Raw genomic sequence first — 25,883 nt, 5'->3', positions numbered from 1 at the left:
CAACAATTGGAAGGTCAGGGTGCTGGTTCTCGGCCTCGACGCTCCATTGGACGACAACTGGAGTGGACCCCTTGGGCCAGACAAGGAAGCGGAGTTGGATTGACCGGGCAGCCGGGCTTTTGGAGAAAAGCCCATGCCGAGACACCGATCCCACAGCGTCGAGTTCAAGCGTCAGGTCGCCCAGGAGTTTCTTGGCGGCGAGACGCTTCACGGGCTGGCCAAGCGCCACGACCTTTCGCGTAACCTGATCCGCATCTGGGTCGACAAGTATGAGGCGGGCGCGCTGGACGGTGACGCGGGTGCGGCGGATCTGGTCCAGGAGTATGAAGCGCGCATCGCCGCGCTTGAGCGGTTGGTCGGCCGGCAGGCCCTCGAACTGGAGTTTTTAAAGGGGGCTCTGAAAAACGCACCCCGGCCGAGAAGCGCGACTACATCCGTGATCACCGGCCCCGCGGCCTGTCCGTCGCTGAAGGATGCCGGCTGATGGGCATCACGCGATCGACCTACTACGATGTGCCTGCGGCGCGCACTGGCGATGCCGAGTTGTTGAGCGCGATCACCGCGATCTGCGATGAGTTCGAAGCCTATGGCTGGCGCCGCGTGCGCGCGGCGCTCCGTCATCAAGGCGTGGTTGCCAACCACAAGCGGATCAAGCGCCTGATGCGCGAGCACGATCTTCAGCCACGATGCCGCAGGCGCTATATCGCCACCACGGACAGCGACCATGATCAGCCCATCTTCCCGGATCGTTCGAAGGATATGATCCTCGCTGGCCCCGACCAGCTCTGGGTAGCGGACCTGACCTACATCGCCATCATCGGCGGCTTTGCTTATGTCGCGATCATCCTCGACGCCTGGTCGCGCCGCGTCGTCGGCTATGCGATCGGTAGATCGATCGACGCGCGGCTCGCGGTTGCGGCACTGAAGGTGGCGATCGAGCGACGGTGCCCGCGACCAGGATGCGTTCATCATTCGGATCGTGGCTCGCAATACGCGTCCGGGATCTATCGCGCATTGCTTGCCGGCCACGGCATGGTTGGCTCGATGAGCCGGCGCGGCAATCCATACGATAACGCCAAGGCGGAGAGCTTCATGAAGACACTCAAGGTCGAGGCGGTCTATCCGATGGCGTTCGAGACATTCGATAATGTCGCTGAACAATTGCCCAGGTTCATCGACGACGTCTACAATCAGCGTCGCCTGCATTCCGCGCTCGGCTATCTCAGCCCGGCGCAGTTCGAGGAGCAACATACCCGGCTCATGGTCAAATCAGTAGCCTGATCCCTGTCCAGAACCGGGGGCCCACTCCAAACACTGGTCAGATTGAGCGGTCCTTTGCCCCCATCAAAGCATCCGTCGAAACGAGTAGTTTCTAAAGGCTACGCGCCAACCGCGGTGATCCGGCCAGAACATCGGCACCCGTCTTTGGTAGCTCCGATATTTATCACCGTACTGTTGGATCATCTGCTTCTCCTCCATTCTGGCCAGGAGCCAGTACGCGCCGACGATGATAGGGAAGGCCGTCAGTGAGAATAGCGTTGGCCAATGCACAACACTTTCGCCAAACAGCGCCAGAAAGATGCCAGCGTATTGTGGATGGCGCATCAAACTGTAAGGGCCACCCCTGGCGAGCCGCCCTCTCGCTCTCGCTCGATACACTTCACGCCAGCCGGCGATGATCAGAGCGGCTCCAAAAAAGACAACTGTGTAACCGAGAGCCATGGAAGCTGGCATTACCCACCAACTGCCCGTCAGATAAACCCAGAGATTGCCATCCCAAAGATTTCCCGCGACGTCCAGATTGAAGACTCGGGCTAATAGGTAAATCGTGAGGGGAAATCCATACATCTCGGCATAAAATGCGATGACGAATGCCTGCACGATTCCAGCGCGAGTCCACTCCCGCCAGCCCTTCGGCACGACAAGGCGGTAGAAACACCACGATACGACAACGATTGAAATCGTGGCACCTCCCCAAAGTATACTTTCGTTCATTTGTTTGCCTCGTACCGATACTTGATCGGCCAAAACGCCTGCGTCTCCTGACGCGCGCGTTTGTCTCTGCAATCGCCGCGTTTGTGGACGGCCATCCGATGGCCTCAACGCGATGCTCGACCTCGCATTTCAATCAATGAGTCGGAACAATAGAAACAGTGCATATCATTTCTTTTCTCGGCTGCCGCCCGAAACGACAAAGCTATGCGCCCTCACCGCTCGGGGCCGCGTCTTTTCGCGAACCTCGATCTCTCCTCGCGCGCCTGTTATTAAGTTAGTTCGAACAGAGCGAACGCATGGTTACAGGCCGTCGTCGGATTCTTTGAACATCGGCTTCAAACCCGTCATCGCAGGAACCCCCCGCACTGGCTTGGCTCATGTCGGCCTCTCCAGCCCCGCGAACGGTTAGGGCGTGGAGCAGCCACATGGCGTTGTCCTCTGGGCTCCCAAGCAGAAACCGCTGGCACATTTCCGTCGAACGAGACTATACGTCGTTACAATAGTGTGGTCTGGCCTTCACGAAGCGAGGTCGCCATGTTCCAGCGAAACCGGAAAACCGAAGCTTTCGTCGATTTCATCATCAATCTCGCATTGGGCGGGTTTCTGGTCTTGTCGCCCTGGTTATTCGGATTCAAATCGCAACTCGGATGGCATACATCCTGGATGGCCGGCAACGCCATCAGCATAGTCGCGATCTTTTCGATTGCCGACTTTTTCGACTCCGTTTCAGTTCCGGCCTTCTTCGAATCGGAAGAATGGATCAATCTGACGATCGGTACCTGGTTGGCAATATGACGACGATACCATGGCGATGCAGGTGCATCTCGTGGTGGGGCTCGTCGTCGCAACCGTTGCCGCGGTCGAACTCTGGGTGATGCATCACCGCCCCGCATAAAAGGGGCCTGATACGGCTTTGACGAATTCCAAGACAGGACGAAATTGCAAGCAGTAGTTGCGCGGGGGCCTACAATGCGGAAGGGCGTACTGTTCAGACTGGTCGTTTTGGTTTTTTCGGTCGGCGGCGCGGCGGCTGCAGATTTGACTACGAAGGTGCGCAATCCCGTGCCTGCGTTGCCGTCCTGGTGGGATACCGTCACCATAACCGGCCATGTGCAAGCGGGGATCACCTTCAACGAGGGGCCTTCCGGCGGCACTAACTTTGGCCACCTCTTCACCGATAAGGCCAATTCCCCGTTGATGAACCAGGCGCTGCTGACGGTTCCCGTCCGCTCGATCCCAAAGCGAGCGGATACGATTTCGGCTTCAAGTTCCAGGCGATGTACGGCTCGGATGCACGGTACACGCACTTTCTGGGTGAGTTCGATCAGTCGATCAGCGGTCGCAATCAGTTTGACATCGTCGAGGCCCACGCTCTGTTTCATTTGCCGTGGCTCACCTCGGGCGGCGTGGATGTCAAGGTCGAACAATACGTAACCTTGGAGGTGCCGAAATTATTTACGCGCCGGACAATGCGCTCTACTCGCACTCCTACATCTTCAATTTCGGCATTCCGTTCAAGCACACCGGGATCATGACGACTACCCATCTAACCCCCCTCCTCGATGTTTATGCTGGCGTCGACACCAGCGTGAATACGACCTTCGGCAACAGGTTCGACCGCTTCAATGGCGGCGACAACAACGCGGCTGCGGCGTTCCACGGTAGGATTGGACTCAATTTGATGGACGGCGCGCTGACTGTGCTGGCGACGACCCACATCGGCCCGGAAAATCCCAATGTCTCGTCGGTCGTGCTTGCGGGTGTCAATCCGAATAGTGCTCTGCGTTATCTCAACGATGTGACAGTCGTCTGGAAGGCAACCGACAAGCTCACGCTCACCACCGACCTGAACTATATTCGTGAGGAAGGCTTCAATGCGGTCGGGGGGCGGCGTCACGCAATACGTCACCTATGCCTTCAACGATTGGCTCAAGATCACCGGACGCGGAGAAGTCTGGCGCGACAACAGTGGTTTTTTCGTTGCTGCATTCCCCGGCAACCTGGACTTTGTCAGGGTCGAGCATGGTAATCCGTTGGGGCCGGCGATCGGCGGCAGAGCGACAACCTACGGCGCACTGCCGGTCGGACTCGCGATCAAGCCCCCGTACCCAAAGAACTCGACGGCCTGGTTGTCAGGCCCGAGTTCGTTACGATACTTCGTTGAACGGAACGACGCCATTCGGCGCCGGAACGAAGCGTTCGCATTCACGTTCGGCGGCGACATCATCATCCCGTTCAAAATCAGATGATTGCGACACGAGTGGTTGCGCGAAAGAGCGGATATTGAATCAGGTTCTCGATCGTTAAGACCCGAGTGCGATGATCCCATCGCATTGGTTTGATGCCCTGCGCGGTGTTGCCGCATGTTCTCAAAAAGGACGCGCGTCTTTTGGTCGGGATCGCACCGATCGATCGCTTCTCCCGGAACAGTCAGGCAGCCTGCCCCGTGCTGCGCGTAGCCTTGCCCTTGTGAGGCCGGGAAAATTATTCGCACGACCAGATGCCCGTTTTGGGTCCTCCACGATAGTTGCAAGTTTTCGGCGCGGACGTGGAGCAGCGGCCCGATCGGTGCGGGGCACCGCAGGTGCCATCCGCTCCGGGTCGTGGTCCTCTGAGGACCCAAACGTGCCTCGGTCCCCGTCGCGTGCGCAAAGCTTGGCGATACTGAAGCGACCATTAACAACGACGACAATGCAACCAAGCTCGATCTGCGCATTTTTAACTCCCACGATTCCTCAGCCGTCCGATCCTGAATGGACCGGACATGAATGAATTCGGAAACGACTTCGCATCCACACCTGCATTCAACACGCCGTCCCGACTGACGCCGGATTAGCAGCTTTCGCTCGGATGCGAAGTCGATCGATGCGTCATCTAGAGACTAGTCGCCTGACTTGGTCTGTGAGATGGAAGATGGTGTTAACGTAGGTCGGTTCTTGTGACGGACAGAGACATTGCGAATCCGCAACCCCCGCGCAGTCAGATGCAACCTATACTCGCATCTGACTTTTCGAAGTCCGGAACGGTTTGATCAATGGACGCATTTCCATTCGACCCCCACTTCGCGATTGGGCGCGGACCTCACGATCTCGTGAGCGTGTAACCGTGGGCATTCTTCATTCGAATTCAAAGAGGGAGAAATGACGAAGGAGTTCGACCTCAAAGCGCTCATGACGGCGAGTCTCCAAGGCGACTCCAACGCGCATCGATCGCTGCTGACGGCTTTGAGCGGACATCTGCGGAGCTACTACAAGAGCAGACTTTTGCGATCCGGACGCCCGGCAGAGGAAACTGAAGACCTCGTGCAGGAGGCCCTAATTGTCATCCATACGCAGCGGCATACTTACGATCCGGAGCAGCCGCTGACACCTTGGGTTTACGCCATTGCACGCTACAAGCTTATCGACCATTTGCGGCGCACCAGGACCACGACGGCGGACGTGCCCTTGGATAACGCCGAATACATCCTGGCATCCGACGACAACGCCGCCGCCGAAAGCCAACTCGATCTCGCCAAGCTCTTTGAAAGGTTACCGGAACGAATGAGACTTTCGCTCCAATACGTGAAGCTCGACGGCCTGAGCGTGGCCGAGGCCGCCGATCGTAGCGGGATGTCGCCATCCGCCGTCAAGGTCAACATTCACCGTGGGCTGAAGATCCTCACCGCATTGATTGCACGGGAGACCAAAGCGTGAAAACCAATGAATTGATTTCCATGCTCAGTTCGCAGGTCGACCCGGTCGATACGCGGGAAGTTGTCCGGAACGTCCGGATTGCAATCTTGGTTGGCGCCGCGGCGTCCCTGTTGGCGGTCGTCTTTGTCCTCGGCGTTCGCACTGACCTTAACGAAATACATGCCCAGGTCTTCTTGATCGCGAAACTCGCCTTCAGCTTGTCGGTCGTGATTTTGGCCTCGCATTACCTGGTCAAGTACATCCGTCCCGGCGGCGAATTTCGGGTCCGGTTCGCCCTCACTGTCCTACCATTTCTCGCGATCATGATCATCGCGGCCATCAGCCTGGCCACGGCACCGCGGTCGCACTGGGAAACCATCGTGTTCGGCAGCTATTGGCTTGAGTGTCTGATCGCCATCCCAACGGTCGCGGTCGTGCCGTTCGCCGCCATCATGTCGGCGGTCCGCCTTGCCGCGCCTACGGACCTGGTCCGCACCGGCGCGCTTGCAGGACTCGTCGCGGGCGGCGTCAGTGCAACCGCCTACGCTTTGCATTGCATGGATGACCTGTTTCCCTTCATTGCGCTCTGGTACGGTGGCACAATCGTTTTATGTACGGTCGCCGGCGCCGTACTCGGGCCCAAATTGCTGCATTGGTAAACCGACTGACCACCCGCCAGATCGCGGAACTCGCAATGAAGGCGCGAATCCGACCCGCGGAAACCTTCGACAAGATCGGCCGCGTGTTTGGATTCCAGCTTGGCTTCATCTCGAGACGGAAAGCCGTGCCATCGGCGGACGTAAGTGCGGAAGACGATACCTGACCTCGGGTTAGTTGACGCCGATGGACTTTTCCTGTCGACCGCCTGATTTAACGAAATCGTGAGCTTGTAACCGAACATACTCTCTTTCCGAACTAACAGATGACGCTCGCTTTCCTGGGTGAGCGCCCAAGCGTCGCAGTCTGCTCCAAACCGCACCGCAGCACGCGTTGACCACCGACGCGCGCCATTCTTTGAAGGGCAACCAAATGAAGATCACCACTCTCATCCCGCTCGCATTGATTGCGTCGTTAGCGGCTTCCGCCGCCGTCCAGGCGGACGAAACGTCCACGCCACCGAAGAGGCCGACGGAAACCAATCAACCCATGATGGGCAACGGCTCACAAGGCATGCAGGAAATGATGGGCATGATGAGTCAAATGAAGCAGATGATGGAAAGCTGTAATCAAATGATGAAGGCCAGCAACGAGCGTCACGACAAGCAAAATGCACCGAAACAATAAAGACCGTCACGGCTGAAACAGCCACCGTCCGATCATCATGCCGATCGATGAACTTTGCGCATTCGGAAGGGCGTCCATGAATCGTGCGGCCTCGGCATCAATCGGCTTTCGGGGCATCGAACGACCACTCAAGTGGGTTTTTCACATCGGCGTGAGCCTGTAACCGGTCCGCCGTCCGGTGCGAACTAATCGGTGGTTCGTCTGCAAGTAGGATCTTCGACCGGTGGACGGACTGATGTGCCCGGCACGGCTCGGTCGGGTACGGAGGGATCGCCAGAAACGGGCGACCCACTTGCGATCGCTTCCCAGACTGACATCGGTTCTGCCGGAAAGACATAATCGGTTCTGCCGGAAAGACATAATCCGGTTCAGTTGCGGCAGTCCGCAGCAGCGCCAGGGGTACACCGATGGATAAGTTGACTGAACACCGTCCATTCGAGGATGGACGCGTGAGGCCCCGCGCCCAAACCGGAAGATCTGCCGCGAGACGGATCGTGCTCATTGTGTTCACGATAAGCGCGCTCGCGGTAACGCTGGGAGTTGGCTATCGACTCGGCCACTCTAACCAAACGTTGCCTGGCTGGGTTCCGCTTCGTGTCGCAGCCCTCCTCGGATCCCAGCCCGCCAAGCCTACGGCAACCGGTCCGGTCATTTACTACCGCGATCCCGACGGCAAACCGCTCTATTCAACCGATGCCAAGACCACGCCGGACGGGCGTCCGTATACCGCAGTCCATGCCAGCGAAGACGTCAGCTTCGACAATCCTCCAGAAACTGCGGCGCCGGCCCAGGACAACTCCGGACCCAAACGAATTCTCTTCTATCGCAATCCAATGGGCTTGCCCGACACCTCTCCCGTCCCGAAAAAGGATTCGATGGGGATGGATTACATTCCCGTCTACGAAGGCGAGGATGCCGCCTCAACAATCCAGATTTCACCGGGCAAGCTGCAGCGCACCGGTGTGCGCTCCGAGCCCGCCGCTCTGCGCACCGTGACGCGGCCCATCCGCGCGCCCGGAACGATCAAGCTCGATGAGCGGCGCGTGGCTGTGATTTCCTTGCGGGCCCAGGCATTCATCGAAACCGTCGAGAACGTCACGACAGGCGATCATGTCACTAAGGGACAACCCTTGTTCAAGCTTTATTCGCCGGACATTGCATCGGCGAGCGCCCAGTATCTGTCCACTGTCGGGGACAATGCGCGCGTGGCCAATCTGGGGGGACGCAAACAACTGATCGACGGCGCGCGGCGGCGGCTCGAAAATCTGGCGGTGCCCGCCGACGTAATCGCCGACCTCGATCGTACCAAAACGGTCCCGCTGACCATCACCTGGACGGCCCCGCGCGACGGCGTGATTCTGGAGCGAATGGCCGTCGAGGGCATGCGGGCGATGCCGGGCGAAGTGTTGTTTCGGCTGGCCGACACCTCCGTGATCTGGGTGACCGCCGACGTCGCCGAACGGGATATCGACGCAGTGAAGGTCGGCTCGGCAGCAACCATCAAGGTCCGCAGCCTGCCGGGGCGTGAATTCAAGGGATCCGTCGCCTTGATCTATCCCCAGGTCAACACCGAGACGCGCACCACCAAGGTACGTATCGAACTACCCAATCCGGACGACGTGCTTATTCCCGACATGTTTGCCGACGTTGAAATCGCGTTCGGTGCGAAAAAGCCCGTGATCGCGGTACCCAACGGCGCGGTGATTGATACCGGAGCGCGGCAGATCGTTTTCATCGACAAGGGCGAAGGCCGTTTCGAGCCGCGTGAAGTCAAGGTCGGCACGCGCGGCGAGGATTACAGCGAAATCCGCGAGGGCGTCGGCGAAAGCGACCGCGTCGTCGTCGCCGCCAACTTCCTGATCGATGCCGAAAGCAACCTGAAATCCGCGTTGCGGGCGTTTACGGACGCAGAGAAGGCCAAATGATCGCCCGCCTGATCGCATGGTCGGCGCGGAATCTGATGTTGGTCCTGATCGGGACGGTGTTCGCGGTCACGGCGGGCATCTATGCATTGCGCACCCTGCCGCTCGACGCCATCCCCGATCTCTCCGACGTGCAGGTCATCGTCTACACCGAATATCCCGGGCAGGCGCCCCAGGTCGTCGAGGATCAGGTGACCTATCCGTTGACCACGGCGATGCTGACGGTTCCGAAATCGAAGGTCGTGCGCGGCTTCTCGTTCTTCGGCGTGTCCTTCGTCTACGTCATCTTCGAAGACGGCACGGATCCCTACTGGGCGCGAAGCCGCGTGCTGGAATATCTCAACACCGCCGCGCGACGATTGCCCACGGGGGTCACGCCAAGCCTTGGGCCCGATGCCACTGGTGTCGGGTGGGTCTATCAGTACGCCGTCGTGGCCAAGGACATGACCCTTGCCGAACTCCGGTCGGTGCAGGACTGGATTGTGCGGTACGGCATTTCCAAAGCCGGAGGCGTCGCGGAAGTGGCTAGCGTCGGCGGCTTCGTCAAGCAGTACAACATCGTCGTCGACCCGCAAAAACTGCGCGCCCAAGGCATCTCACTGGGCAAGCTCCGCAGTGCCGTGCGGGCGAGCAACACGGACGTCGGTGGACGCACCGTGGAGCTGTCCGAGTTTGAATTCATCGTCCGCGGCCGCGGCTATCTCAGGAGCATCGAGGACATCGAGAACATCGTTCTGAAGACCGACGCGGGAGCTCCGCTTCGATTGCGGGACGTTGCTCGCGTCGAACTCGGTCCGGACGAGCGGCGAGGAATTACCGAACTCAACGGCGACGGCGAGGTCGTCAGCGGCATCGCGCTGCAGCGTTTCGGCGCCAACGCCCTCACCGTCATCGACAACGTCAAGGCGCGTCTTACGGAGATCGCCTCAAGCCTGCCCAAGGGCGTCGAGATCATCTCGGTCTACGATCGTTCCGAACTGATCAAGGCGGCCATCGAAACGCTCAAGGGCACCCTGCTCGAAGAAAGCATCATCGTTGCCTTGGTTTGCTTTGTCTTCCTGCTTCACCTGCGCAGTGCGCTCGTCGCCATTCTGATGCTCCCCGTAGGAATCCTAATGGCCTTCGCCGCCATGAAATTCATGGGGCTCGGCGCCAACATCATGAGCCTTGGCGGCATCGCCATCGCGGTCGGTGCCATGATCGACGCGGCGATCGTCATGATCGAAAATGCGCACAAGCACCTGGAGCGCGCGAAGCCCGGAACGCCGCGGACGCAGATTTTGATCAATGCGGCGAGCGAGGTCGGACCGTCGCTGTTCTTCAGTTTGTTGGTAATCACCGTCTCGTTCCTGCCGATCTTTACCCTGGAGGCGCAGGAAGGACGCATGTTCGGGCCGCTCGCCTACACCAAGACCTTTTCGATGGCCGCGGCCGCCCTGCTCTCGATCACGCTGGTGCCTGCCCTGATGGTCATCTTCGTCCGCGGGCGCATCATCTCGGAACACAAGAATCCCGTGAACCGATTCCTGATCTGGGTGTATCGACCGGTGATCCGGTGGGTTCTCAACGCCAAGACATTGACGATCATGCTTGCACTGATTGCACTTGCGATCACGATCTGGCCTGCCCGCCAACTCGGCAGCGAGTTCATGCCGAGCCTCAATGAAGGCACTTTGATGTACATGCCGACGACGCTGCCCGGGCTGTCCATCACCAAGGCTGCGGAGCTGTTGCAGACTCAGGATCGCATCATCAAGTCATTCCCCGAAGTAGCATCGGTCTATGGCAAGGCGGGCCGCGCCTCGACCGCCACCGATCCGGCGCCGACCGAAATGTTCGAGACCATCATCAATTTGAAGCCGAAGTCGGAATGGCGGCCCGGCGTGACGATTGACAGTCTCAAGGCCGAGATGGACAAAGCACTGCAGTTTCCCGGCGTTTCGAATGCCTGGACGATGCCGATCCGCGCTCGCATCGACATGCTGTCGACCGGAATACGTACCCCCGTCGGGATCAAGATTTTCGGCAAGGACCTTGGGGAAATGGAGAAGATCGCCCGCGAAGTCGAACGGGTGGTTAGATCGGTGCCCGGCACCTCAAGTGCCTACGCGGAGCGCGTGATTGGCGGATACTATTTGGAGATCATCCCCGATCGTTTGGCGTTGGGCCGCTACGGACTCACGATCAGCGATATCCAGGACGTGATCTCCATGGCACTCGGCGGTGAAACCGTAACCACGACGGTCGAGGGCCGGGAACGCTATTCCGTCAACATCCGGTATCCCCGCGCGTTGCGTTCCAACCCGCAAACGATCAGCACCGACGTCCAGGTGCCGCTGGCGTCCGGCGGGAGCGTGCCGCTCGGCCAGGTCGCCAGCGTGAAATTGACCCGCGGCCCCACGTCGATCCGCACCGAGAACGGTCAACTCGCAGTCTACATCTTCGTCGATATCACCGGTCGCGATCTGGGCGGGTACGTCGCAGAAGCACAGCAGGCGGTCGCGGAGAAAGTCAAGTTTCCGCCGGGCTATTACGTCTCCTGGAGCGGACAGTTCGAGTACCTGCAGCGCGCCGAAGCGCGGCTCAAGATCGTCGTTCCGGTCACCTTGCTGATCATCTTCCTGCTGCTCTATCTGAATTTCCGGGCACTGGCCGAAACCCTGATCGTGATGCTGTCACTGCCGTTTTCGCTGGTCGGCGGCATCTGGCTGATGTGGTGGCTCGGATTCAACATGTCGGTCGCCGTCGCCGTCGGCTTCATCGCGCTGGCCGGCGTCGCGGCCGAGACCGGCGTCGTCATGCTGATCTACCTCGAACAGGCCATGGCCGAATTGAAGGCGGAACGCTCGGCCACTGGAGAGCCATTCACGCGAGCCGATCTTTACAATGCGATCATGCTCGGCGCGGTGGACCGGGTGCGACCCAAGATGATGACCGTCGTCGCGATCATGGCGGGCTTGGTGCCGATTCTCTGGAGTACGGGGACCGGCTCAGAGGTCATGCAGCGAATTGCCGTGCCGATGATCGGCGGCATGGTTTCGTCGACGGTACTGACGCTCGTTGTCATTCCAGCGATCTTCGCGGTGGTAAAAGGAATTGGATTGCCCGCCTCGCCGTGGGACGGCGAAGAGAAAGACGGCAAGCATCGGAATTTGACGCCGACGTTCGACCTGCATCGTGCGGAGAACGTGCAGTGACGCCGAGCGGCCACACAAGGATCGCGAGCCGGAAACGGCGGCTGTGGCGCGAGGGCGATTTAGCCCCTCCCGTTCAATCGTTCATCACCCAGCAATCCACGCCCGCCGTGGTGTTGCCAACCATCATGCCAAACAGGAGAATATCTATGCACTTTGTCGATAACTATCGCCGGGCCCAGCGTGCCGGAGTTCTTGCTGCCACGCTGCTCGGCGCGGCATTGACGCTGCAGGCGGGCACCGCGCTCGCTCAGGGAGACGCGGGCATGTCCGATATGAAGGACATGAAGAAGGTGCCGCCAATGAGCGACAAGAAGGCCGCGAAGACGGCGACCGCCTCCGGTACTGTCACGGCGCTGAACGCGGCGGATCACAAGATCACCTTCGATCACGGTCCAATTCCGGCCATCAACTGGCCCGCCATGAAGATGGAGTTCGCCGTTGCGCCGTCCGTCGATCTCGCCAAGGTGAAGACTGGCGATAAGGTCAATTTCACCCTGAGCAGCTCCGGCGGCACCTATACCGTCCAGTCGATCACGCCGGCGCCTTGACGCACGCGGCGGACGGAATCAGATCATACACGGCCCTGGCCGCAAAAGAGGAGACGTAATCGAGAAACCGCGGCCATGGCTGCGGTTGTCGAAAACCTGCTTCGATCAGAGGCAGTAAATTGTGACAATCGCACGAAGCCAGGAACGACGCTGGGCTGGAAAGCCCAAAGTGAATATTTGACAAATGACTGCCTGGACAGGCGTGCCTCCAATTCAACTTTTCAGAAACGCCCGTCGGTTAAGGTTTCAAGGGGCTCGGTCGTCGCCTTTCCGATGAGTAAAGTCGGCGACCAGCTTCCGATTCGGTCTCTTAGCCTCGCTCGGGTTCCCCGTAGAGTCATACCGTTGGCGCACTCCTTGCTGATGATTGAAACTGCAGTTCATGTCGTAACAATCCGGCACATCACGCCGTTCTTCAAATAGGTGGGAAGATGGCACTAACCCGAGTCGGAGACATTCTTGATCCGAAACAGAACAACTTTACCCTATTACGTCTACTGGCCGCCTCGGCCGTGGTCATTTCTCATGCCGTCTTCTTACACTCTGGTCACAAGGCCGATGAAATCCTTTCCAGCATCACCTACTTCAATCTCGGTGATCACGCAGTCAATGTGTTTTTCGTTCTGTCCGGCTTAACGGTTGCCGGAAGTCTCGCTAAATCGCCCTCTACCACTGAGTTTATGGTGGCGCGCGGCCTCAGAATATTTCCTGCACTCGGGGCCTGCGCACTGCTCCTGGTCCTCGTAGGAGCGATCGTTACGACTTGCACACCGACGCAATTCCTTTCGGACACCCGTGTTTGGCGATACGGCGTGAGTACCCTGCTTCTGAATTCCGCGGCCACCGGATTGCCCGGCGTGTTCGGCGGAAACCCTCATCCTTCCGTGATGAATGCGTCAATCTGGACACTGAAGTATGAGGCCGCATGCTATTTGTTGCTCGCATTTATCGCGTGGTTTGGGTTTGTAACCAAACGTCGGTTTACTTGGCTGTTCGGCATCTCGTGGACCATTGCGGGAGGAATTCTGTTCGTTCGTTCTGGACACGACACAACCCCACTCGATCAAGCGGCGCGCTTTTGGTTGTGTTTTTCTCTAGGCGTCGGATTTTATGTTTTCCGGAACCAGATCGTTTTGTCCGCCTTCGCCGTGGCCGCAGTATCCGTTTTGTTTTGGTTCACGATTGGATCTCCTCTCGAGCGCATCGTTTCGCTTTTTGCGACAGGGTACGCAATTGTCTGGCTTGGCAAGCTGCCCACCGGTCATCTGCGCAGTCTCACCAATCGCATTGATCTTTCCTATGGCATTTACATATTCGGCTGGCCAATCACACAAACATTGATGTTAGTGCAACCAAGCATCAGCGTTTGGTCGCTAACACTGCTTTCGCTTGTGTTGGCCATGGCTGTCGCACTTCCATCGTGGCTGTTAATTGAGCGGCCTGCCATGCGCGCGCGCAAACCCATCTCGATCTCGATTGAAGCGCGCATTGAACGTCTGCGTCAGCGATTGAAATCAAAACCCATGCATGAGATGGCACAACATACAAGGTCGGTGCAGCCAATTACCGACAAGTAGGTCAGCTGGGTTTTGACTGCTCGCACCACTTCACCCGACGGAACGCACGCTTTCGAATTCCATGTAGGCGCGCCGACCATTCGGCCCGAACAAAATGATAGCATACTTTTCGGGTGTGCCGCCCTCCAAGCCGGGGCGACCCACTGGCATTCCCGGGAGCGCTATGCTTGTCGCAACGGGGCGCCCTTTCGATAGGCGCAGAATGGCCGGCGCCGGAACATGACCCTCGATGACGTACCCGCCCGCCTCGGCCGTATGGCATGCGGCGAGATCGGTCGGGACGCCCAAGCGCTGTCGGATGCCCTGAAGGTTTCTGTCTTCTTGAACCGCGACGCTGAACCCCGCAGATTCCAGATGCCGCACCCAGCCTGAGTAGCAACCGCAACTCGGATCCTTGTGAACACGAATAGTGGTGCTCTGTGCAGCCTCGGAAACCGTCGGAGCAATCAATGCCACACCGCCGGCTGCATCGTGCCGAGGATGCTGACCGAACCAGGAGAACTATCCATCCCAAGACCTGCTCCCCGAGCACATTGGTTGCGCAGCCTTGCGGACGACCTCGCCAATCCCGCATCCGTTGTTCGAAGCCCGTTCGACGGAGCGAGCCAGAATCGGTTCGCGCCGCGAGCGCGAGCATTCCACCAAACAGGGCAAGCTTCTCGAGAAGGATTTGGCCGTACGGCGTGTTCAGCAATCTAGACAGCGATCCGATTAGGAACCAGCCGTTGACGAGGCCCGCCCGATCAACGCAGCGACCGCAAGATATCCCATGCCGGAGAACCGCATCAGAATTCGATGTCCTTCGGTCCGACGTTCAGGTCCATTCCGAGATAGCGATGCAGGATCAACGCCAGCGGAATGAGGTCGCCGAGCCAAGCTCCGGCGGCAAGAAGAGGTACGGCATCGGCAACAATATGCATGACGCCAGCCCAGTCTTCCTCAATCTGGGCGTGAACCGTCCCGGCGAGCGATGCCAAAAGGACGGCGGCCAGGAGCGGGGTCATCCAATTCTGGTGATGCGCCGCCACCTTTGAACGGAGACCCCAGACCGCCACACCAACGGTGAGGGCCGCAAGGAGCATGCGCAGCGTCCAAACGGTACCGAAACCGGTACGTGGACGACCGCCCACACCGTCTCCGCATCGATCAGATAGGTCATGCTGCCGCTCATGTTCGCGGCCACTGTCCGTCGTCAGGTTTTTTGAGACCTCTGGCTGCGTGAGCTAACGGAGGCTCCGGCCCATTAGGGTTGTCATTTTAGCCGCTTCTCGATGAAGCAAGCGGCGCTGTTTGATGGTTTCGCGTTTGATCCTTTCCCTTTCCAGCATGATGATGTCGCCCGCGCCCGAAGTAGATGTCGGCGGGTGTGAGATTGCTGAGGCTCTCGTGGTAGCGGCGGTGGTCGTAATGATCGACGAACGCCGCGACCTGCCGTTGGATATCACCCGGCAGAAAGTAGTTTTCCAGCAGGATGCGGTTCTTCAGCGTCTGGTGCCATCGTTCGATCTTGCCCTGAGTCTGGGGGTGGCAGGGCGCTCCGCGGGTGTGGTCCATGCCTTTGTCGGATAGCCAGGCGGCCAGGTCGGAAGACACGTAGGACGGCCATTGTCGGACAGCAGCCGTGGCCGCTGCACCACCTTGGCGCTGTCACAGCCGGAGGCCCGCAGCGCCAGGGTCAGTGTGTCGGTGACGTCTTCAGCCTTCATCGTGGTGCAGAGTTTCCAGGCGATGATCCTTGCGCAGCATCTTCACCTCGTCGCTGGTGGCGGCGCGCGCCGTGTCGCCGGCGAGCCGCTTCTTGCCAGCTTCGAGGAATTCCTTCGACCAGTTGTATACAGGCTCTCGGCGATCCCTTCGCGGCAGCACAGCGCTGCAATCGACTCCTCGCCGCGCAAGCCCTCGAGCACGATGCCGATCTTCTCTTCCGCTGAATACTGCTTGCGGGTCGCTCGGCGGATGTCCTTGATAATCTGTTCGGCTGGTGCTTTCCCGGTTCCGGATTTCTGTCTCATCTTCGTTCCTTTGAAAGGCTACGATGATGTTCGGTGCGCTCTCTGCGGCGAGGGCGGCTGAAACAGAACGCAAACTGGATGGTCCGCTAGTCAGCGGAGGTCAATCTGAAGGCCGCGCGCAGCGCAACGTATGGGGCTTTGTTGTCCGAAAGGCCACTGCGGCGGATTACAGTGAGCTTGCCGATTTGGCGAATCTCGCGGGCGGAGACACGCTTTCGTTCATTGCGAAGGGCATCGATCCGACCTCGGACGCTCGCTTAATTTATCGCGACATGATCGCAAGCCCCACAGGACTCTTTTCGTACCAGAACTGCTTTGTCGCTGAGTTGGATGGCAGGATCGTCGGCCTTGCAAACGGGTTTCCGGCGAAAGCCATTGAGAATGATAGGATGGGAATAAAATTGACGGCGCGCGAGGAACACCTTGAGGCACGAACCCGTTTGAACGACCCTCACAGCTATTTGCTTAACAACATCGCCGTGGATCCCGCACATCATAGGAGAGGCGTCGGCACTCGACTTCTCGAAGCCGTTGTTGAGGAGGCACGGCAGCAGTATTTTTCTTCGATAACACTTCATGTCTGGGCGGACAACGCCGATGCGATCGCGTTCTATCAGGAACGTGGCTTCCGGATCGATGGTAGCGCAATGATACAGTGGCATCCCGAACTTCCTCACGTCGGAGGAAGCCTCGTTTTCAGATTGAACCTGCGATGATTATTGAGACAGCATTACATCGATACGGGCGGACGGGCCATGGCAGGGCTCATCGCAGTCCTTCCGGCCTGTCGCGACTACTCGCGTGCCCATCTCTGGCCAACGAGCACTAGCGAGAATGATCAGGCGGCCGTCGCGCATCCTTTGAGGACTCGGGTTCGGCGCCGTGCTGATGTAACTCGTTAACGTGCTGATGTTCGTGGCCGGCGCCATCTTGATCCATGGATTCCATCTCTTCGTCCGGTGGTGCCTTGGCCACAATGTCCTTGTACTCCTGCGGCGACATATCCGGCAATTTCTGAACGAAGGCAACAATGCTCCAGATCGTTTCATCATCATGCCCCAACCCCCATGCCGGCATTCCGCTCATCTTCAAGCCGTGCTTCGTCACCCAAAAGGTCCTCTGCGGATCAATCTTAACCCGCGAGAGATTTGGCGGCTGCGGATAAAGACCGGACCGGATCTCTGAATCCTTTCTGCCAGGTGCAAGATGGCAGCCCACACACATCGCGGCATACTGTCCCGCTCCCTTCAGAATTAGCCGATCGCCGGTCAGGTCTGGCACCTTGATTTCGCGTGCACGAACCATAATGGCCCTGTCGCGGGCAACTTCCAGGATTTTGCTGGTCAAATTCCAATGCGGAACGTCCGCGCCAATGTTGTAAGTTCCAGAGAAGATGAATGCACCGGCTCCGAGAAGCAGTATCATGCCGAGAAGGACAGCCCCGAGTATAATTCGATTCATTTATGGATCTCCATACGCCCTGCTTTGCACCTCAGTTATGATTGAGCTCGAGAACACCTTGTCGGCGCTTGTCAGTCGGAGAGCTTTTCAATGTTTGCTTCACATGGCTGTGCCAAGTCCATTGTCAGAAATGGGCCATGAAAATTCTCGCGTAGGCAGATTTTCCGGGTCAACTGACCACGACTAATCCGGGTCACGATTGTCACCAGCACTATTCCGCCGACGCTGGCGTCGATCTGCATCCTCGATCAACTCAACCAACAAAGTGAACGATAAACGAAGAGAAAACATCATACTGAACACCTCAAGCAAAAGGCGGCAGCACAGCGTTCTGGCTTAAAACTTCACAACCTTTGCCCACCGCCGTAACGACAAGGCTGATCCGCTCTCACGAGGCCCTCGTTAAGGATGGCACGAAGAATGTCGAATCTGCTACATTCCTCGTATCGTTTCATTCTTTCATTTCCATTCCTTTCATGCCTTCCATATCGTGGGGCATTGCCTTGGGCTTTGACGACGAAGGAATCGGATCGCCCGTCGCATCGACCTCGTAAGCAACCGTGCCTTCGGGGTTCTTGTATGGCCCTGGATCGCGATAGTCATCGCGCGCCATCCCTTTGCGGATCTTCATCACCGTGAACATACCGCCCATCTCGATGGGGCCGAATTGGCCGGATCCCGTCATCATCATCAGTGTGTTATCAGGCATCGGCATTTCCATTGCACCCATCGCCATTCCGGTCGAACCCATCACCATTGCATCCGGAGCGAGTTTGCCGACCGCCTTCGCCAAATCCTTCTTGGATACTCCGATCAAATTTTGGACCTCGTGACCCATCGAGTTCATAGCATGATGCGTCTTGTGACAATGGAATGCCCAGTCACCCGGATTGTCGGCGATGAGGTCGAAGGCGCGAATGGCCCCGACCGGGACATCAATCGTCGTTTCGGGCCACTGCGCGCTCTCCGGCACCCAGCCGCCATCAGTGCAACTCACCGCGAAGTGGTGGCCGTGCAGATGAATCGGATGATTGGTCATGGTGAGATTGCCCATGCGAACGCGCACCTTGTCGCCAAGCCGCACCGGCAGTGAATCTATACCCGGAAACACGCGACTATTCCAAGTCCACATATTGAAGTCGGTCATCTCGCTGACCTGAGGAAGGTAAGTGCCGGGGTCGATCAGGTACGAACTCATGACGAAGACGAAGTCGCGATCGACCGGGCGGAAGGACGAGTCGCGCGGGTGCACCACGAACATTCCCATCATGCCCATCGCCATCTGCACCATCTCGTCTGAGTGCGGATGGTACATAAACGTTCCGCTCGTCTTCAATTCAAACTCGTATACGAAGGTTTTCCCCGGAGGAATATGAGGCTGAGTCACTCCCCCCACTCCGTCCATACCATTCGGTACCAGCATCCCATGCCAATGAACCGTGGTGTGTTCGGGCAGCTTGTTGGTGACGAAGATGCGAACCTTGTCGCCTTCCACAGCCTCAATTGTCGGACCCGGGGCCTGGCCGTTGTAACCCCATAAATTTGCCCTCATGCCTTCGGCGAATTCGCGAACCACCGGTTCGGCGACAAGGTGAAACTCCTTCCAGTCGCCGTTCGTCTGCCATGGCAAGGTCCAGCCGTTGAGCGTCACGACAGGCCGATAGTCCGGTCCGCTGGTCGGGTGCAACGGCGGCTGCATCGTCATCTTATCCATGAGCGGTGCTTCCGGAATGCTGGCCGCCTGCACGCGGCCGCTGACGGCACTCGCGCTGACCAGCGCCGCCGTTCCGAGAAATCCTCTTCGCGATAGCATGTCTCTCTCCTTCACTGGCCACCGCCACCGCCCGCCTGGGCGGTCGTGGTCAGACGGGTTTCATTTTGGGCGTCTGCGGTGCCGCCACCGTTGACGGCCGATTGCAGGTCCGATTGCGCCAGCCAAAAGGCGCGCTTGGCCGCGATTGATGCGCGCAGAGCGGCGATCCGCTGCCGTGTCTCGATCAACAGAGCGAAGACGCCCGCCTGCATGCTGGAGAACCGCAGCTGCATTTCCTCGATGATGATCTTGCGCAGCGGCAAGACTTCACGCTGGTATTGGGTGGCGATGTCATAAGTGGAGCGATAGACGCGGTAGGCGTTTCTTGCCTCCGAACGGACGTTAACTGCCTTCTCGGTCAGGCGATTGAACGCCTGATCGTAGATTTCGGTCGCTTGCCGCACCCGGACCTCGCCGCCGCCGAAGATCGGAATCTGAAATTGGATGTCGAAACCGCGTTCCCGAAATGGCGCGCCTTCCGGATCGCGCGTTTTGCGGTCAATACCGGCCACGTCGAGCAGCGTGACGAAACGGCTTGCTTCCGTGAGGTCGAGTGCTTTCGCCAACGCATCCAGTTCGATGCGAGCGATCTGAAGATCGATCCGATGCGTTACCGCATCCACTTCGATCGACGGCAACGCAGAGGGACGCCGCGGCAGCGCAGGGAGCGTTTTCGGAAGGCGGAACGTGAGGTCGCCATCCCAAAGACCCAACAACCGAGCGAGACGTTCACGCGAGCTCATCGCCTCCTGCCGCGCCGAGGCCAGATCGGCTGTCGTCTCCGCGTAGAAGACTTGCTCACGAGCCTGATCGAGCTTGTTGAGCGAACCGGTTTCACCCAGCTTCGCAGCCAATTTCGCGGTCGCTTGCGCCATGGACTTGGTGTCTGTCAGAAGCCCGACCATTTCGTTGGCGCCGACAGCGCGGTAGTAGGATCGCCGCACATCGGACGCGAGTCTCAAGGTCTCCAATGCCGCCCGCAATTGCGCCTGACGGAATCGTCTCCGCGCGATCTCGGAGCGGAAGGGCAACGTCGCCAGCGCCAGAATGTCCCCGACGACCTGACGCTCGATTTCGACCGCGCCGCCACCCCCGATTCTAGAAATAGAAAAAACCGGATTGGGCGGAAGGCTTTCCTGGACGAGGTCTGTTTCCGCCAACGCCAATTCGTTGTAAGCGGCCTGCAAGCCACGATTGTTGAGCAGCCCGACCTGGACGGCGGTGTCAACGTTGAGAGCGCGGCGCAGTAGCCGCTTGACGGTATCGTCCGCATGCTGGGCTTCTTCCACGGAGCGGATCGCGACCACGTCCTTCTTAATCGTATGACCGGCGATATTGGACACGACGCCCATTCCTCGATCCGGCGAAAACGTCGCACAACCGGAAAGAAGAATGGAAACGGTGAGCGCCAAAGCCGACCGATGGTGTCGGAAGCGGCTCTGACGCGACGACACGCCACTGATGATTTTCACGACGTGCTCCTAATGCTCATGCCCCGATTTGGGTGGCCGCGCGACGCTCTGGTTCTGTTCCTTCCAGCCGGAGGGTGTCGTCGGACGAAGGCTGTCGTACGGGGCGATGGTCGACCGGTAGCTGACACCCGCGACCTTTGCCCCCGGATCAGCGGGGTCCGCGCTGACGAGCGGCGCCAGCGGTACCGTGCAGCCACCGAGGGTCATGGCCGTCAAAGCCATACCTGCGAATGTGCTAAACCTTCTTCCGAATATCCCGCGCACCACCGAACCGACGGTGGCGACACTCGTCCCAATTTGCGCCGACATAAAAATTCCCTAAATTGACGATGGACCACAGGCTCACGTGCCTCGCACGGCACGCACCGCGTCATGCTGTTGTCAGGTCAGGAATTTGGGGGACGATAAAGCCGCGGAGGCGCGTTATCTGCCAGTTTCCGATGGATGTCAGATACGCGGATGGCGTGCAGCACCGATGGCTTTGCCACCGTGACGAGGGTTGCAGGAAGCGCAGTGACGCACATGAGGCCACAGCATTTTCCATCCGCCGAATGCGGCGCTTTTACCGGACCAGCGTCACTCTTGAGCGCAAGCGGCTTCGCATCATGATCCGCCGATGAATCAGCGTGGACCTGGACGCCGGAATGATGATGAGCATGTCCGTCCTTTTGGACGTGCATGACGCCTTCATGATGGACGTGGACCATGCCTGGGACGTGATTCTCGTCGTTCAGGCAATAAGGCGTAGCCTGACTGCCGGGCAATGCAAAGGAAAGCGTCGGCGCCAGCACGCAGAACAGATAAGCCAGGGCGACGAACCACCCTGTTCTCCGCCATTGCGTCCTGGTAAGTCCGACCAACATTAATGCGTCACCGCTTTCGATCTGTCGCCCGAACTCCGAATCATAGTCGCGAATCTTCGTGTCGCCAAGACCGAACCGGAGCGTTCATCGTTCCGCTCGTCCGACCACCGCCATCAATTCCGCGATCTTGCGACGCTGATCCGCCTTGTCGCCACTCGCGATCGCCTGCTCGACGCAGTGGGCGACATGGTCCTTCAACACCTCCTCCTCGACGCGGCGCAATGCGGCACGAACAGCGGAGATCTGCGTTACGACATCGATGCAGTAGCGGTCCTCCTCCACCATCTTGGCGAGGCCGCGCACCTGTCCCTCAATTCGGCTCAGGCGCTTCTGGCACGACGCCTTGATGTCTTTTCGCATCTACCCTATATACCCCTACTGGGTATCGGTTTCAAGCCTATGAGGAGACCTAAATGACCGGGACACGAAACGCAAGTTCCATGGGCCAGCCGGTCCGCTCCTCGACGGCAGCTCCGGGACACGAAACCGGATCGGCTTGCTGCGGCGGTCACGGCGGCCATGGCCGCGGCGACCATGGACATCATCAACCTCCCGCGGAAAGCGGCAAGGTTCTGGACCCGGTTTGCGGAATGACCGTCGACCCGGCGACGAGCAAGCACCGGTTTGATCACCAAGGTCGCACCTATCATTTCTGTTCGGCAGGTTGTCGCACCAAGTTCGCGGGGGCCCCGGAAACCTATCTCGACAAGTCCAAGGCCACACCGAAAGAGCCTGTTCCGGAAGGCACCATTTACACATGCCCGATGCATCCGGAGATCCGACAGATCGGTCCCGGCAGTTGCCCCATTTGCGGTATGGCTCTGGAGCCCGAAGTGGTAACACTCGACGCCGCGCCGAACCCCGAACTGGCGGACATGACCCGGCGGTTCTGGATCGGCCTCGTGTTCGCTGTGCCTGCAGTCGTTCTCGAAATGGGCGGGCATCTGCTCGGCGGACACGGCTGGGTCGACCAAACGCTGTCGAACCAGATTCAACTGGTCTCGGCGACACCCGTCGTCATCTGGGCGGGCTGGCCGTTCTTCGTGCGCGGCTGGCAGTCGCTGGTGACCCGCAACCTCAACATGTTCACCCTGATCGCGATGGGGACCGGTGTCGCCTATGTCTACAGCGTCGTCGCCACCGTTGCCCCGGAGGTATTTCCGCCCGCGTTTCGCGGCCATGACGGCGCCGTCGCCGTCTATTTCGAAGCGGCGGCGGTGATCACCGTCCTGGTGCTGCTGGGGCAGGTGCTCGAATTGCGTGCCCGCGAGGCAACGTCGGGCGCGATCAAGGCCCTGCTCAACCTCGCCCCGAAGACGGCGCGCCTCGTTGCGGAGGACGACTCCGACCGCGAAGTCCCGCTCGATGGTCTCAACGTCGGCGACACGTTGCGCGTCCGTCCGGGCGAAAAAGTCCCGGTCGACGGGGTCATTCTGGAGGGGCGTTCATCGATCGATGAATCCCTGGTGACCGGAGAGTCCATGCCCGTCAACAAGGAGACCGGTGCCAAGGTGATCGCCGGGACGCTCAATCAATCCGGAAGCTTCGTGATGCAGGCCGAGAAGGTCGGCCGCGATACGGTGTTGTCGCAAATCGTGCAGATGGTCGCGCAAGCGCAACGGTCGCGGGCACCGATCCAGCGTCTCGCCGATCAGGTCGCGGGCTGGTTCGTGCCTGCGGTGATCGTGGCCGCGTTTGTTGCCTTCGTGGTCTGGGCCATGGTCGGCCCCGAGCCCCGCCTGGCGTTCGGTCTGGTGGCGGCCGTCAGCGTGTTGATCATCGCATGTCCGTGTGCGCTCGGCCTCGCAACCCCGATGTCGATCATGGTCGGCGTCGGACGCGGCGCGCAGGTCGGTGTGCTGATAAAGAACGCCGAAGCGCTCGAACGCATGGAAAAGGTCGACACGCTCGTCGTCGACAAGACGGGCACCTTGACCGAAGGCAAACCCAAAGTCGTCTCCATCGTACCGTCCGCCGGATTCCGGGAGGATGAGTTGCTGCGTTTCGCAGCGAGCGTCGAGCGCGCCAGCGAACATCCGCTGGCCGACGCCATCATTCGCGCGGCCAAAGAGCGCGATCTGGCGCTTGCAAACGTGGAGGAATTCGATTCCCCCACCGGCAAAGGCGTGACGGGTAAGGTTGACGGCAAGAACATACTGCTCGGCAACGTCGGCTACCTGGAGTCGCTCAGCGTCGAAACCCGACCGATGGAAGCGCAGGCCGAAGCGCTCCGCGGCGACGGCGCCACCGTCATCAATATCGCGGTCGACGGAAAGCTCGCCGGACTCTTCGCGATCGCCGATCCCATCAAACCATCGACGCCCGGCGCCTTGGAGGCGCTGGCTGCGGACGGCATTAAGGTCATCATGCTGACCGGAGACAACCGTACCACGGCGAGCGCCGTAGCAAAGAGGCTGGGCATATCCCATGTCGAGGCGGAAGTGCTTCCCGATCAAAAGAGCGCCGTCGTCGTGAAGCTACAGAAGGAAGGACGAATCGTGGCGATGGCTGGCGACGGCGTCAACGATGCCCCTGCCCTTGCGGCGGCCGAAGTCGGGATCGCGATGGGCACCGGCACCGACGTCGCCATGGAAAGTGCGGGCGTAACCCTGCTGAAGGGCGATCTCGGCGGCATCGTCCGCGCGCGCCTCCTGTCGGAAGCGACGATGGCCAACATCCGCCAAAACCTGTTCTTCGCCTTTATCTACAACGCCGCCGGAATACCGATCGCGGCGGGTGTGCTGTATCCGGTATTCGGACTGTTGCTGTCGCCGATCATCGCCGCGGCGGCCATGGCGCTGTCGTCGGTAAGCGTGGTCGGAAACGCACTGCGCCTGCGCGTCGCGAAACTGGAGAACTGAGAGGTTAAGCTCGTCATTTCAGCGGCGCATGGATGTCCCGCCCAACGCGGCAGTCCGGAAGCCAGCGGATCAGGCCGCGCAAGCGCCGCTTGTCTGAACATCTGTCGGCGCGTGGCCTAGGTGTTTAGTCCCAGCATATCATGGCTCGGCTGACGGGTGAACAACTGTGGCTTTTTGGCGCTGATTTAGCTTTGACAGGTGTGGTGACCCCGTAAAGCTGACGCGCGCTTTCTTCCCTGTGCACGAGATCGACAGACCCTTCTTCCGGAGATTCCGAAGATTGCGATGACGACGCTGGTTAAACTGCGGGAACTCGACACGGTCTTGCACGAATGGCATCGCCAGAACGACGCGAGCCCGGTGGTTGGCGGCCTCTCCAGACATCGGAGTGATCACAGTCACGGCGATCCTGGCCCACCGTCAGCAAGCCCAGCCAGTTCCGCTCCGGGCGCCAGTTCGCAGCCTGGCTCGGCCTCGTCCCCAAGCAGAACTCGAGCAGTGACCGGCAACGTCTCGGCGGCATCTCGAAGCAGCGAGATCGTTATCTTCGCCGCTCCTTGTCGTCGGCACCACGGCAGTGATCCGCCACAATCGAGGAAGGATGCCAAGAACCTAGTGGCTGCAATCGTTGCTGGATAAGAGGCCGTTGCGGCTGGTCTCGGTCGCTTTCGCCAACAGACCGTCCGGATCGCTTAGGCTCTTTTCGGGAGCAGTTCAGCCCTTACCGGATCGGCGCCGGCTGACGGGCACCGGCCGCAAGGCGATAAATATCCAGGAATGGTGACGGCAGAACGTGATGCGAGATTGATCGACCCAGAATGAGAGCGCGAATGCGTATACGCCAGGGATCTTGTTTGCGAATTTCCGTTAGGGCCAACGGAACAACCCTCCGCACAAAAAGACATATAAAGCGACCGATCAGAACTCACCAACCATCGTCGGTCCGCGATAGTTCGCACCTCAATCGCGCACGAGGGCGACGTCGATGTTGACCTCGCTTATGTGGTTCTCAATCACCGCTACCTTCAAGGCCGTTCAGCACATGTTATAGCAAAGTTGTCTTCCCAACTCCCAAGGAACGTCAATTAGCAACATAGACGGCGCGAGGTAAAAGCGCGCCGATGTTGCGCGAATCTCACACTTTCCGGAATTGTCAGGGCGCGGAAGGAGGAAGCCCGGTGTCTCATTGACACTCCCGCCGCGG

Annotated in this window: 24 protein-coding genes and 5 pseudogenes; 17 read left to right on the top strand and 12 right to left on the bottom strand. The window is 59.2% G+C overall.

Annotation, left to right across the window (positions count from 1 at the left end; translation table 11 throughout):
* Nucleotides 1-133: 133 nt before the first annotated feature.
* The gene (locus NWI01_RS06670; protein ID WP_141383118.1) at nucleotides 134-484 is read left to right on the top strand and encodes a transposase; all 351 of its coding nucleotides are present in this window, start codon (nucleotides 134-136) and stop codon (nucleotides 482-484) included.
* The gene (locus tag NWI01_RS06665; RefSeq protein ID WP_141383117.1) at nucleotides 433-1,281 is read left to right on the top strand and encodes an IS3 family transposase; all 849 of its coding nucleotides are present in this window, start codon (nucleotides 433-435) and stop codon (nucleotides 1,279-1,281) included. Before NWI01_RS06670 ends, NWI01_RS06665 begins: the two co-directional genes overlap by 52 nt.
* A 63-nt stretch (nucleotides 1,282-1,344) precedes the next feature.
* Here NWI01_RS06665 and NWI01_RS06660 read toward each other — a convergent pair whose 3' ends face one another.
* Nucleotides 1,345-1,995 carry a methyltransferase family protein gene (locus tag NWI01_RS06660; RefSeq protein WP_141383180.1) on the bottom strand — a complete coding sequence of 217 codons (651 nt, stop codon included), beginning with the start codon at nucleotides 1,993-1,995 and terminating at the stop codon, nucleotides 1,345-1,347.
* A gap of 534 nt (nucleotides 1,996-2,529) precedes the next feature.
* On the opposite strand from NWI01_RS06660, the gene NWI01_RS06655 reads away from it, so the two are divergent.
* From NWI01_RS06655 to NWI01_RS06615, 12 genes and pseudogenes are all read left to right on the top strand, one after another.
* Complete coding sequence (locus tag NWI01_RS06655) at nucleotides 2,530-2,790, top strand: SPW repeat domain-containing protein (protein WP_244613670.1); 261 nt, start codon at nucleotides 2,530-2,532, stop codon at nucleotides 2,788-2,790.
* 482 nt (nucleotides 2,791-3,272) lie between these two features.
* Nucleotides 3,273-3,374: pseudogene (locus tag NWI01_RS20035) on the top strand (hypothetical protein); the annotation flags it as partial.
* Between the two features lie 8 nt (nucleotides 3,375-3,382).
* Nucleotides 3,383-4,024, top strand: coding sequence for an outer membrane beta-barrel protein (locus NWI01_RS19550; RefSeq protein WP_244613669.1), 642 nt, complete (start codon nucleotides 3,383-3,385; stop codon nucleotides 4,022-4,024).
* A complete protein-coding gene (locus NWI01_RS20260; protein WP_367399582.1) occupies nucleotides 3,930-4,244 on the top strand; it encodes a hypothetical protein in 315 nt (104 codons plus the stop codon). Before NWI01_RS19550 ends, NWI01_RS20260 begins: the two co-directional genes overlap by 95 nt.
* A gap of 891 nt (nucleotides 4,245-5,135) precedes the next feature.
* Nucleotides 5,136-5,690 carry a sigma-70 family RNA polymerase sigma factor gene (locus NWI01_RS06645; RefSeq protein ID WP_141383116.1) on the top strand — a complete coding sequence of 185 codons (555 nt, stop codon included), beginning with the start codon at nucleotides 5,136-5,138 and terminating at the stop codon, nucleotides 5,688-5,690.
* Nucleotides 5,687-6,328 (top strand): NrsF family protein, encoded by a 642-nt coding sequence (locus NWI01_RS06640; RefSeq protein WP_141383115.1) that lies wholly within the window; start codon nucleotides 5,687-5,689, stop codon nucleotides 6,326-6,328. The genes NWI01_RS06645 and NWI01_RS06640 overlap by 4 nt, the downstream gene beginning before the upstream one ends.
* Nucleotides 6,329-6,363: 35 nt before the next feature.
* Complete coding sequence (locus tag NWI01_RS20030; protein ID WP_283809239.1) at nucleotides 6,364-6,492, top strand: hypothetical protein; 129 nt, start codon at nucleotides 6,364-6,366, stop codon at nucleotides 6,490-6,492.
* Nucleotides 6,493-6,659: 167 nt separating this feature from the next.
* Complete coding sequence (locus tag NWI01_RS06635; RefSeq protein ID WP_244613668.1) at nucleotides 6,660-6,953, top strand: hypothetical protein; 294 nt, start codon at nucleotides 6,660-6,662, stop codon at nucleotides 6,951-6,953.
* Nucleotides 6,954-7,360: 407 nt separating this feature from the next.
* Nucleotides 7,361-8,878, top strand: coding sequence for an efflux RND transporter periplasmic adaptor subunit (locus NWI01_RS06630; protein ID WP_141383114.1), 1,518 nt, complete (start codon nucleotides 7,361-7,363; stop codon nucleotides 8,876-8,878).
* Nucleotides 8,875-12,072, top strand: a complete 3,198-nt coding sequence (locus tag NWI01_RS06625; RefSeq protein ID WP_141383113.1) for an efflux RND transporter permease subunit — start codon at nucleotides 8,875-8,877, stop codon at nucleotides 12,070-12,072. Before NWI01_RS06630 ends, NWI01_RS06625 begins: the two co-directional genes overlap by 4 nt.
* A 146-nt stretch (nucleotides 12,073-12,218) precedes the next feature.
* Entirely contained in the window at nucleotides 12,219-12,620 is a 402-nt protein-coding gene (locus NWI01_RS06620; protein ID WP_141383112.1) for a copper-binding protein, read from the top strand.
* A 431-nt stretch (nucleotides 12,621-13,051) separates the two neighbouring features.
* Nucleotides 13,052-14,197 carry an acyltransferase family protein gene (locus NWI01_RS06615; RefSeq protein WP_181410397.1) on the top strand — a complete coding sequence of 382 codons (1,146 nt, stop codon included), beginning with the start codon at nucleotides 13,052-13,054 and terminating at the stop codon, nucleotides 14,195-14,197.
* 30 nt (nucleotides 14,198-14,227) lie between these two features.
* On the opposite strand, the gene NWI01_RS06610 is transcribed toward NWI01_RS06615, so the two are convergent.
* From NWI01_RS06610 to NWI01_RS06595, 4 genes and pseudogenes are all read right to left on the bottom strand, one after another.
* Entirely contained in the window at nucleotides 14,228-14,560 is a 333-nt protein-coding gene (locus NWI01_RS06610) for a DUF411 domain-containing protein (protein ID WP_375782170.1), read from the bottom strand.
* Nucleotides 14,561-14,750: 190 nt separating this feature from the next.
* Nucleotides 14,751-14,891, bottom strand: a pseudogene (locus NWI01_RS20255) (hypothetical protein); the annotation flags it as partial.
* A gap of 91 nt (nucleotides 14,892-14,982) precedes the next feature.
* Complete coding sequence (locus tag NWI01_RS06600) at nucleotides 14,983-15,279, bottom strand: hypothetical protein (RefSeq protein WP_141383110.1); 297 nt, start codon at nucleotides 15,277-15,279, stop codon at nucleotides 14,983-14,985.
* Between the two features lie 141 nt (nucleotides 15,280-15,420).
* Nucleotides 15,421-16,209 (bottom strand): annotated as a pseudogene (locus tag NWI01_RS06595) (integrase core domain-containing protein).
* A gap of 23 nt (nucleotides 16,210-16,232) precedes the next feature.
* On the opposite strand from NWI01_RS06595, the gene NWI01_RS06590 reads away from it, so the two are divergent.
* The gene (locus NWI01_RS06590; RefSeq protein ID WP_244613667.1) at nucleotides 16,233-16,925 is read left to right on the top strand and encodes a GNAT family N-acetyltransferase; all 693 of its coding nucleotides are present in this window, start codon (nucleotides 16,233-16,235) and stop codon (nucleotides 16,923-16,925) included.
* 109 nt (nucleotides 16,926-17,034) lie between these two features.
* Here NWI01_RS06590 and NWI01_RS06585 read toward each other — a convergent pair whose 3' ends face one another.
* The 6 genes from NWI01_RS06585 to NWI01_RS06560 all read right to left on the bottom strand — a co-directional run bounded on the left by NWI01_RS06585 (nucleotide 17,035) and on the right by NWI01_RS06560 (nucleotide 22,178).
* Nucleotides 17,035-17,670, bottom strand: coding sequence for a c-type cytochrome (locus tag NWI01_RS06585; RefSeq protein WP_141383109.1), 636 nt, complete (start codon nucleotides 17,668-17,670; stop codon nucleotides 17,035-17,037).
* Between the two features lie 451 nt (nucleotides 17,671-18,121).
* A complete protein-coding gene (locus NWI01_RS06580) occupies nucleotides 18,122-19,483 on the bottom strand; it encodes a multicopper oxidase family protein (protein ID WP_141383176.1) in 1,362 nt (453 codons plus the stop codon).
* A gap of 11 nt (nucleotides 19,484-19,494) precedes the next feature.
* Complete coding sequence (locus NWI01_RS06575; protein WP_141383108.1) at nucleotides 19,495-20,955, bottom strand: TolC family protein; 1,461 nt, start codon at nucleotides 20,953-20,955, stop codon at nucleotides 19,495-19,497.
* Nucleotides 20,956-20,964: 9 nt separating this feature from the next.
* Nucleotides 20,965-21,264 carry a hypothetical protein gene (locus NWI01_RS06570; RefSeq protein ID WP_141383107.1) on the bottom strand — a complete coding sequence of 100 codons (300 nt, stop codon included), beginning with the start codon at nucleotides 21,262-21,264 and terminating at the stop codon, nucleotides 20,965-20,967.
* 77 nt (nucleotides 21,265-21,341) lie between these two features.
* The gene (locus tag NWI01_RS06565) at nucleotides 21,342-21,818 is read right to left on the bottom strand and encodes a hypothetical protein (RefSeq protein WP_141383106.1); all 477 of its coding nucleotides are present in this window, start codon (nucleotides 21,816-21,818) and stop codon (nucleotides 21,342-21,344) included.
* An 84-nt stretch (nucleotides 21,819-21,902) separates the two neighbouring features.
* The gene (locus NWI01_RS06560; RefSeq protein ID WP_141383105.1) at nucleotides 21,903-22,178 is read right to left on the bottom strand and encodes a metal-sensitive transcriptional regulator; all 276 of its coding nucleotides are present in this window, start codon (nucleotides 22,176-22,178) and stop codon (nucleotides 21,903-21,905) included.
* A 53-nt stretch (nucleotides 22,179-22,231) separates the two neighbouring features.
* Here NWI01_RS06560 and NWI01_RS06555 point away from each other — a divergent pair, with 53 nt between their 5' ends.
* Both NWI01_RS06555 and NWI01_RS20250 read left to right on the top strand, forming a co-directional pair.
* On the top strand, nucleotides 22,232-24,679 hold the full coding sequence (locus NWI01_RS06555; protein WP_141383104.1) for a heavy metal translocating P-type ATPase: 2,448 nt from the start codon (nucleotides 22,232-22,234) through the stop codon (nucleotides 24,677-24,679).
* 479 nt (nucleotides 24,680-25,158) lie between these two features.
* Nucleotides 25,159-25,260 (top strand): annotated as a pseudogene (locus NWI01_RS20250) (hypothetical protein); the annotation flags it as partial.
* 382 nt (nucleotides 25,261-25,642) lie between these two features.
* On the opposite strand, the pseudogene NWI01_RS20025 reads toward NWI01_RS20250, so the two are convergent.
* Nucleotides 25,643-25,754: pseudogene (locus NWI01_RS20025) on the bottom strand (GTP-binding protein); the annotation flags it as partial.
* Nucleotides 25,755-25,883: the final 129 nt, after the last annotated feature.

Origin of the sequence: Nitrobacter winogradskyi (genome assembly GCF_006539545.1) — a bacterium.
Classification (GTDB): Bacteria; Pseudomonadota; Alphaproteobacteria; order Rhizobiales; family Xanthobacteraceae; genus Nitrobacter; species Nitrobacter winogradskyi_A.
The sequence above is the reverse complement of the archived record's forward strand: the minus strand, read 5'-3'. Positions and strand labels throughout refer to the sequence as shown.

What these genes read in the sequence shown, in the direction of transcription:
- NWI01_RS20030 (WP_283809239.1), top strand. Translation starts at nt 6,364, where the DNA reads ATGAAGGCGCGAATCCGACCCGCGGAAACCTTCGACAAGATCGGCCGC.
- NWI01_RS06615 (WP_181410397.1), top strand. Translation starts at nt 13,052, where the DNA reads ATGGCACTAACCCGAGTCGGAGACATTCTTGATCCGAAACAGAACAAC.
- NWI01_RS06670 (WP_141383118.1), top strand. Translation starts at nt 134, where the DNA reads ATGCCGAGACACCGATCCCACAGCGTCGAGTTCAAGCGTCAGGTCGCC.
- NWI01_RS06660 (WP_141383180.1), bottom strand. Translation starts at nt 1,995, where the DNA reads ATGAACGAAAGTATACTTTGGGGAGGTGCCACGATTTCAATCGTTGTC.
- NWI01_RS06555 (WP_141383104.1), top strand. Translation starts at nt 22,232, where the DNA reads ATGACCGGGACACGAAACGCAAGTTCCATGGGCCAGCCGGTCCGCTCC.
- NWI01_RS06630 (WP_141383114.1), top strand. Translation starts at nt 7,361, where the DNA reads ATGGATAAGTTGACTGAACACCGTCCATTCGAGGATGGACGCGTGAGG.
- NWI01_RS06585 (WP_141383109.1), bottom strand. Translation starts at nt 17,670, where the DNA reads ATGAATCGAATTATACTCGGGGCTGTCCTTCTCGGCATGATACTGCTT.
- NWI01_RS06570 (WP_141383107.1), bottom strand. Translation starts at nt 21,264, where the DNA reads ATGTCGGCGCAAATTGGGACGAGTGTCGCCACCGTCGGTTCGGTGGTG.
- NWI01_RS06645 (WP_141383116.1), top strand. Translation starts at nt 5,136, where the DNA reads ATGACGAAGGAGTTCGACCTCAAAGCGCTCATGACGGCGAGTCTCCAA.
- NWI01_RS06625 (WP_141383113.1), top strand. Translation starts at nt 8,875, where the DNA reads ATGATCGCCCGCCTGATCGCATGGTCGGCGCGGAATCTGATGTTGGTC.
- NWI01_RS06620 (WP_141383112.1), top strand. Translation starts at nt 12,219, where the DNA reads ATGCACTTTGTCGATAACTATCGCCGGGCCCAGCGTGCCGGAGTTCTT.
- NWI01_RS06590 (WP_244613667.1), top strand. Translation starts at nt 16,233, where the DNA reads ATGATGTTCGGTGCGCTCTCTGCGGCGAGGGCGGCTGAAACAGAACGC.
- NWI01_RS06580 (WP_141383176.1), bottom strand. Translation starts at nt 19,483, where the DNA reads ATGCTATCGCGAAGAGGATTTCTCGGAACGGCGGCGCTGGTCAGCGCG.
- NWI01_RS06600 (WP_141383110.1), bottom strand. Translation starts at nt 15,279, where the DNA reads ATGCTCCTTGCGGCCCTCACCGTTGGTGTGGCGGTCTGGGGTCTCCGT.
- NWI01_RS06565 (WP_141383106.1), bottom strand. Translation starts at nt 21,818, where the DNA reads ATGTTGGTCGGACTTACCAGGACGCAATGGCGGAGAACAGGGTGGTTC.
- NWI01_RS06655 (WP_244613670.1), top strand. Translation starts at nt 2,530, where the DNA reads ATGTTCCAGCGAAACCGGAAAACCGAAGCTTTCGTCGATTTCATCATC.
- NWI01_RS06560 (WP_141383105.1), bottom strand. Translation starts at nt 22,178, where the DNA reads ATGCGAAAAGACATCAAGGCGTCGTGCCAGAAGCGCCTGAGCCGAATT.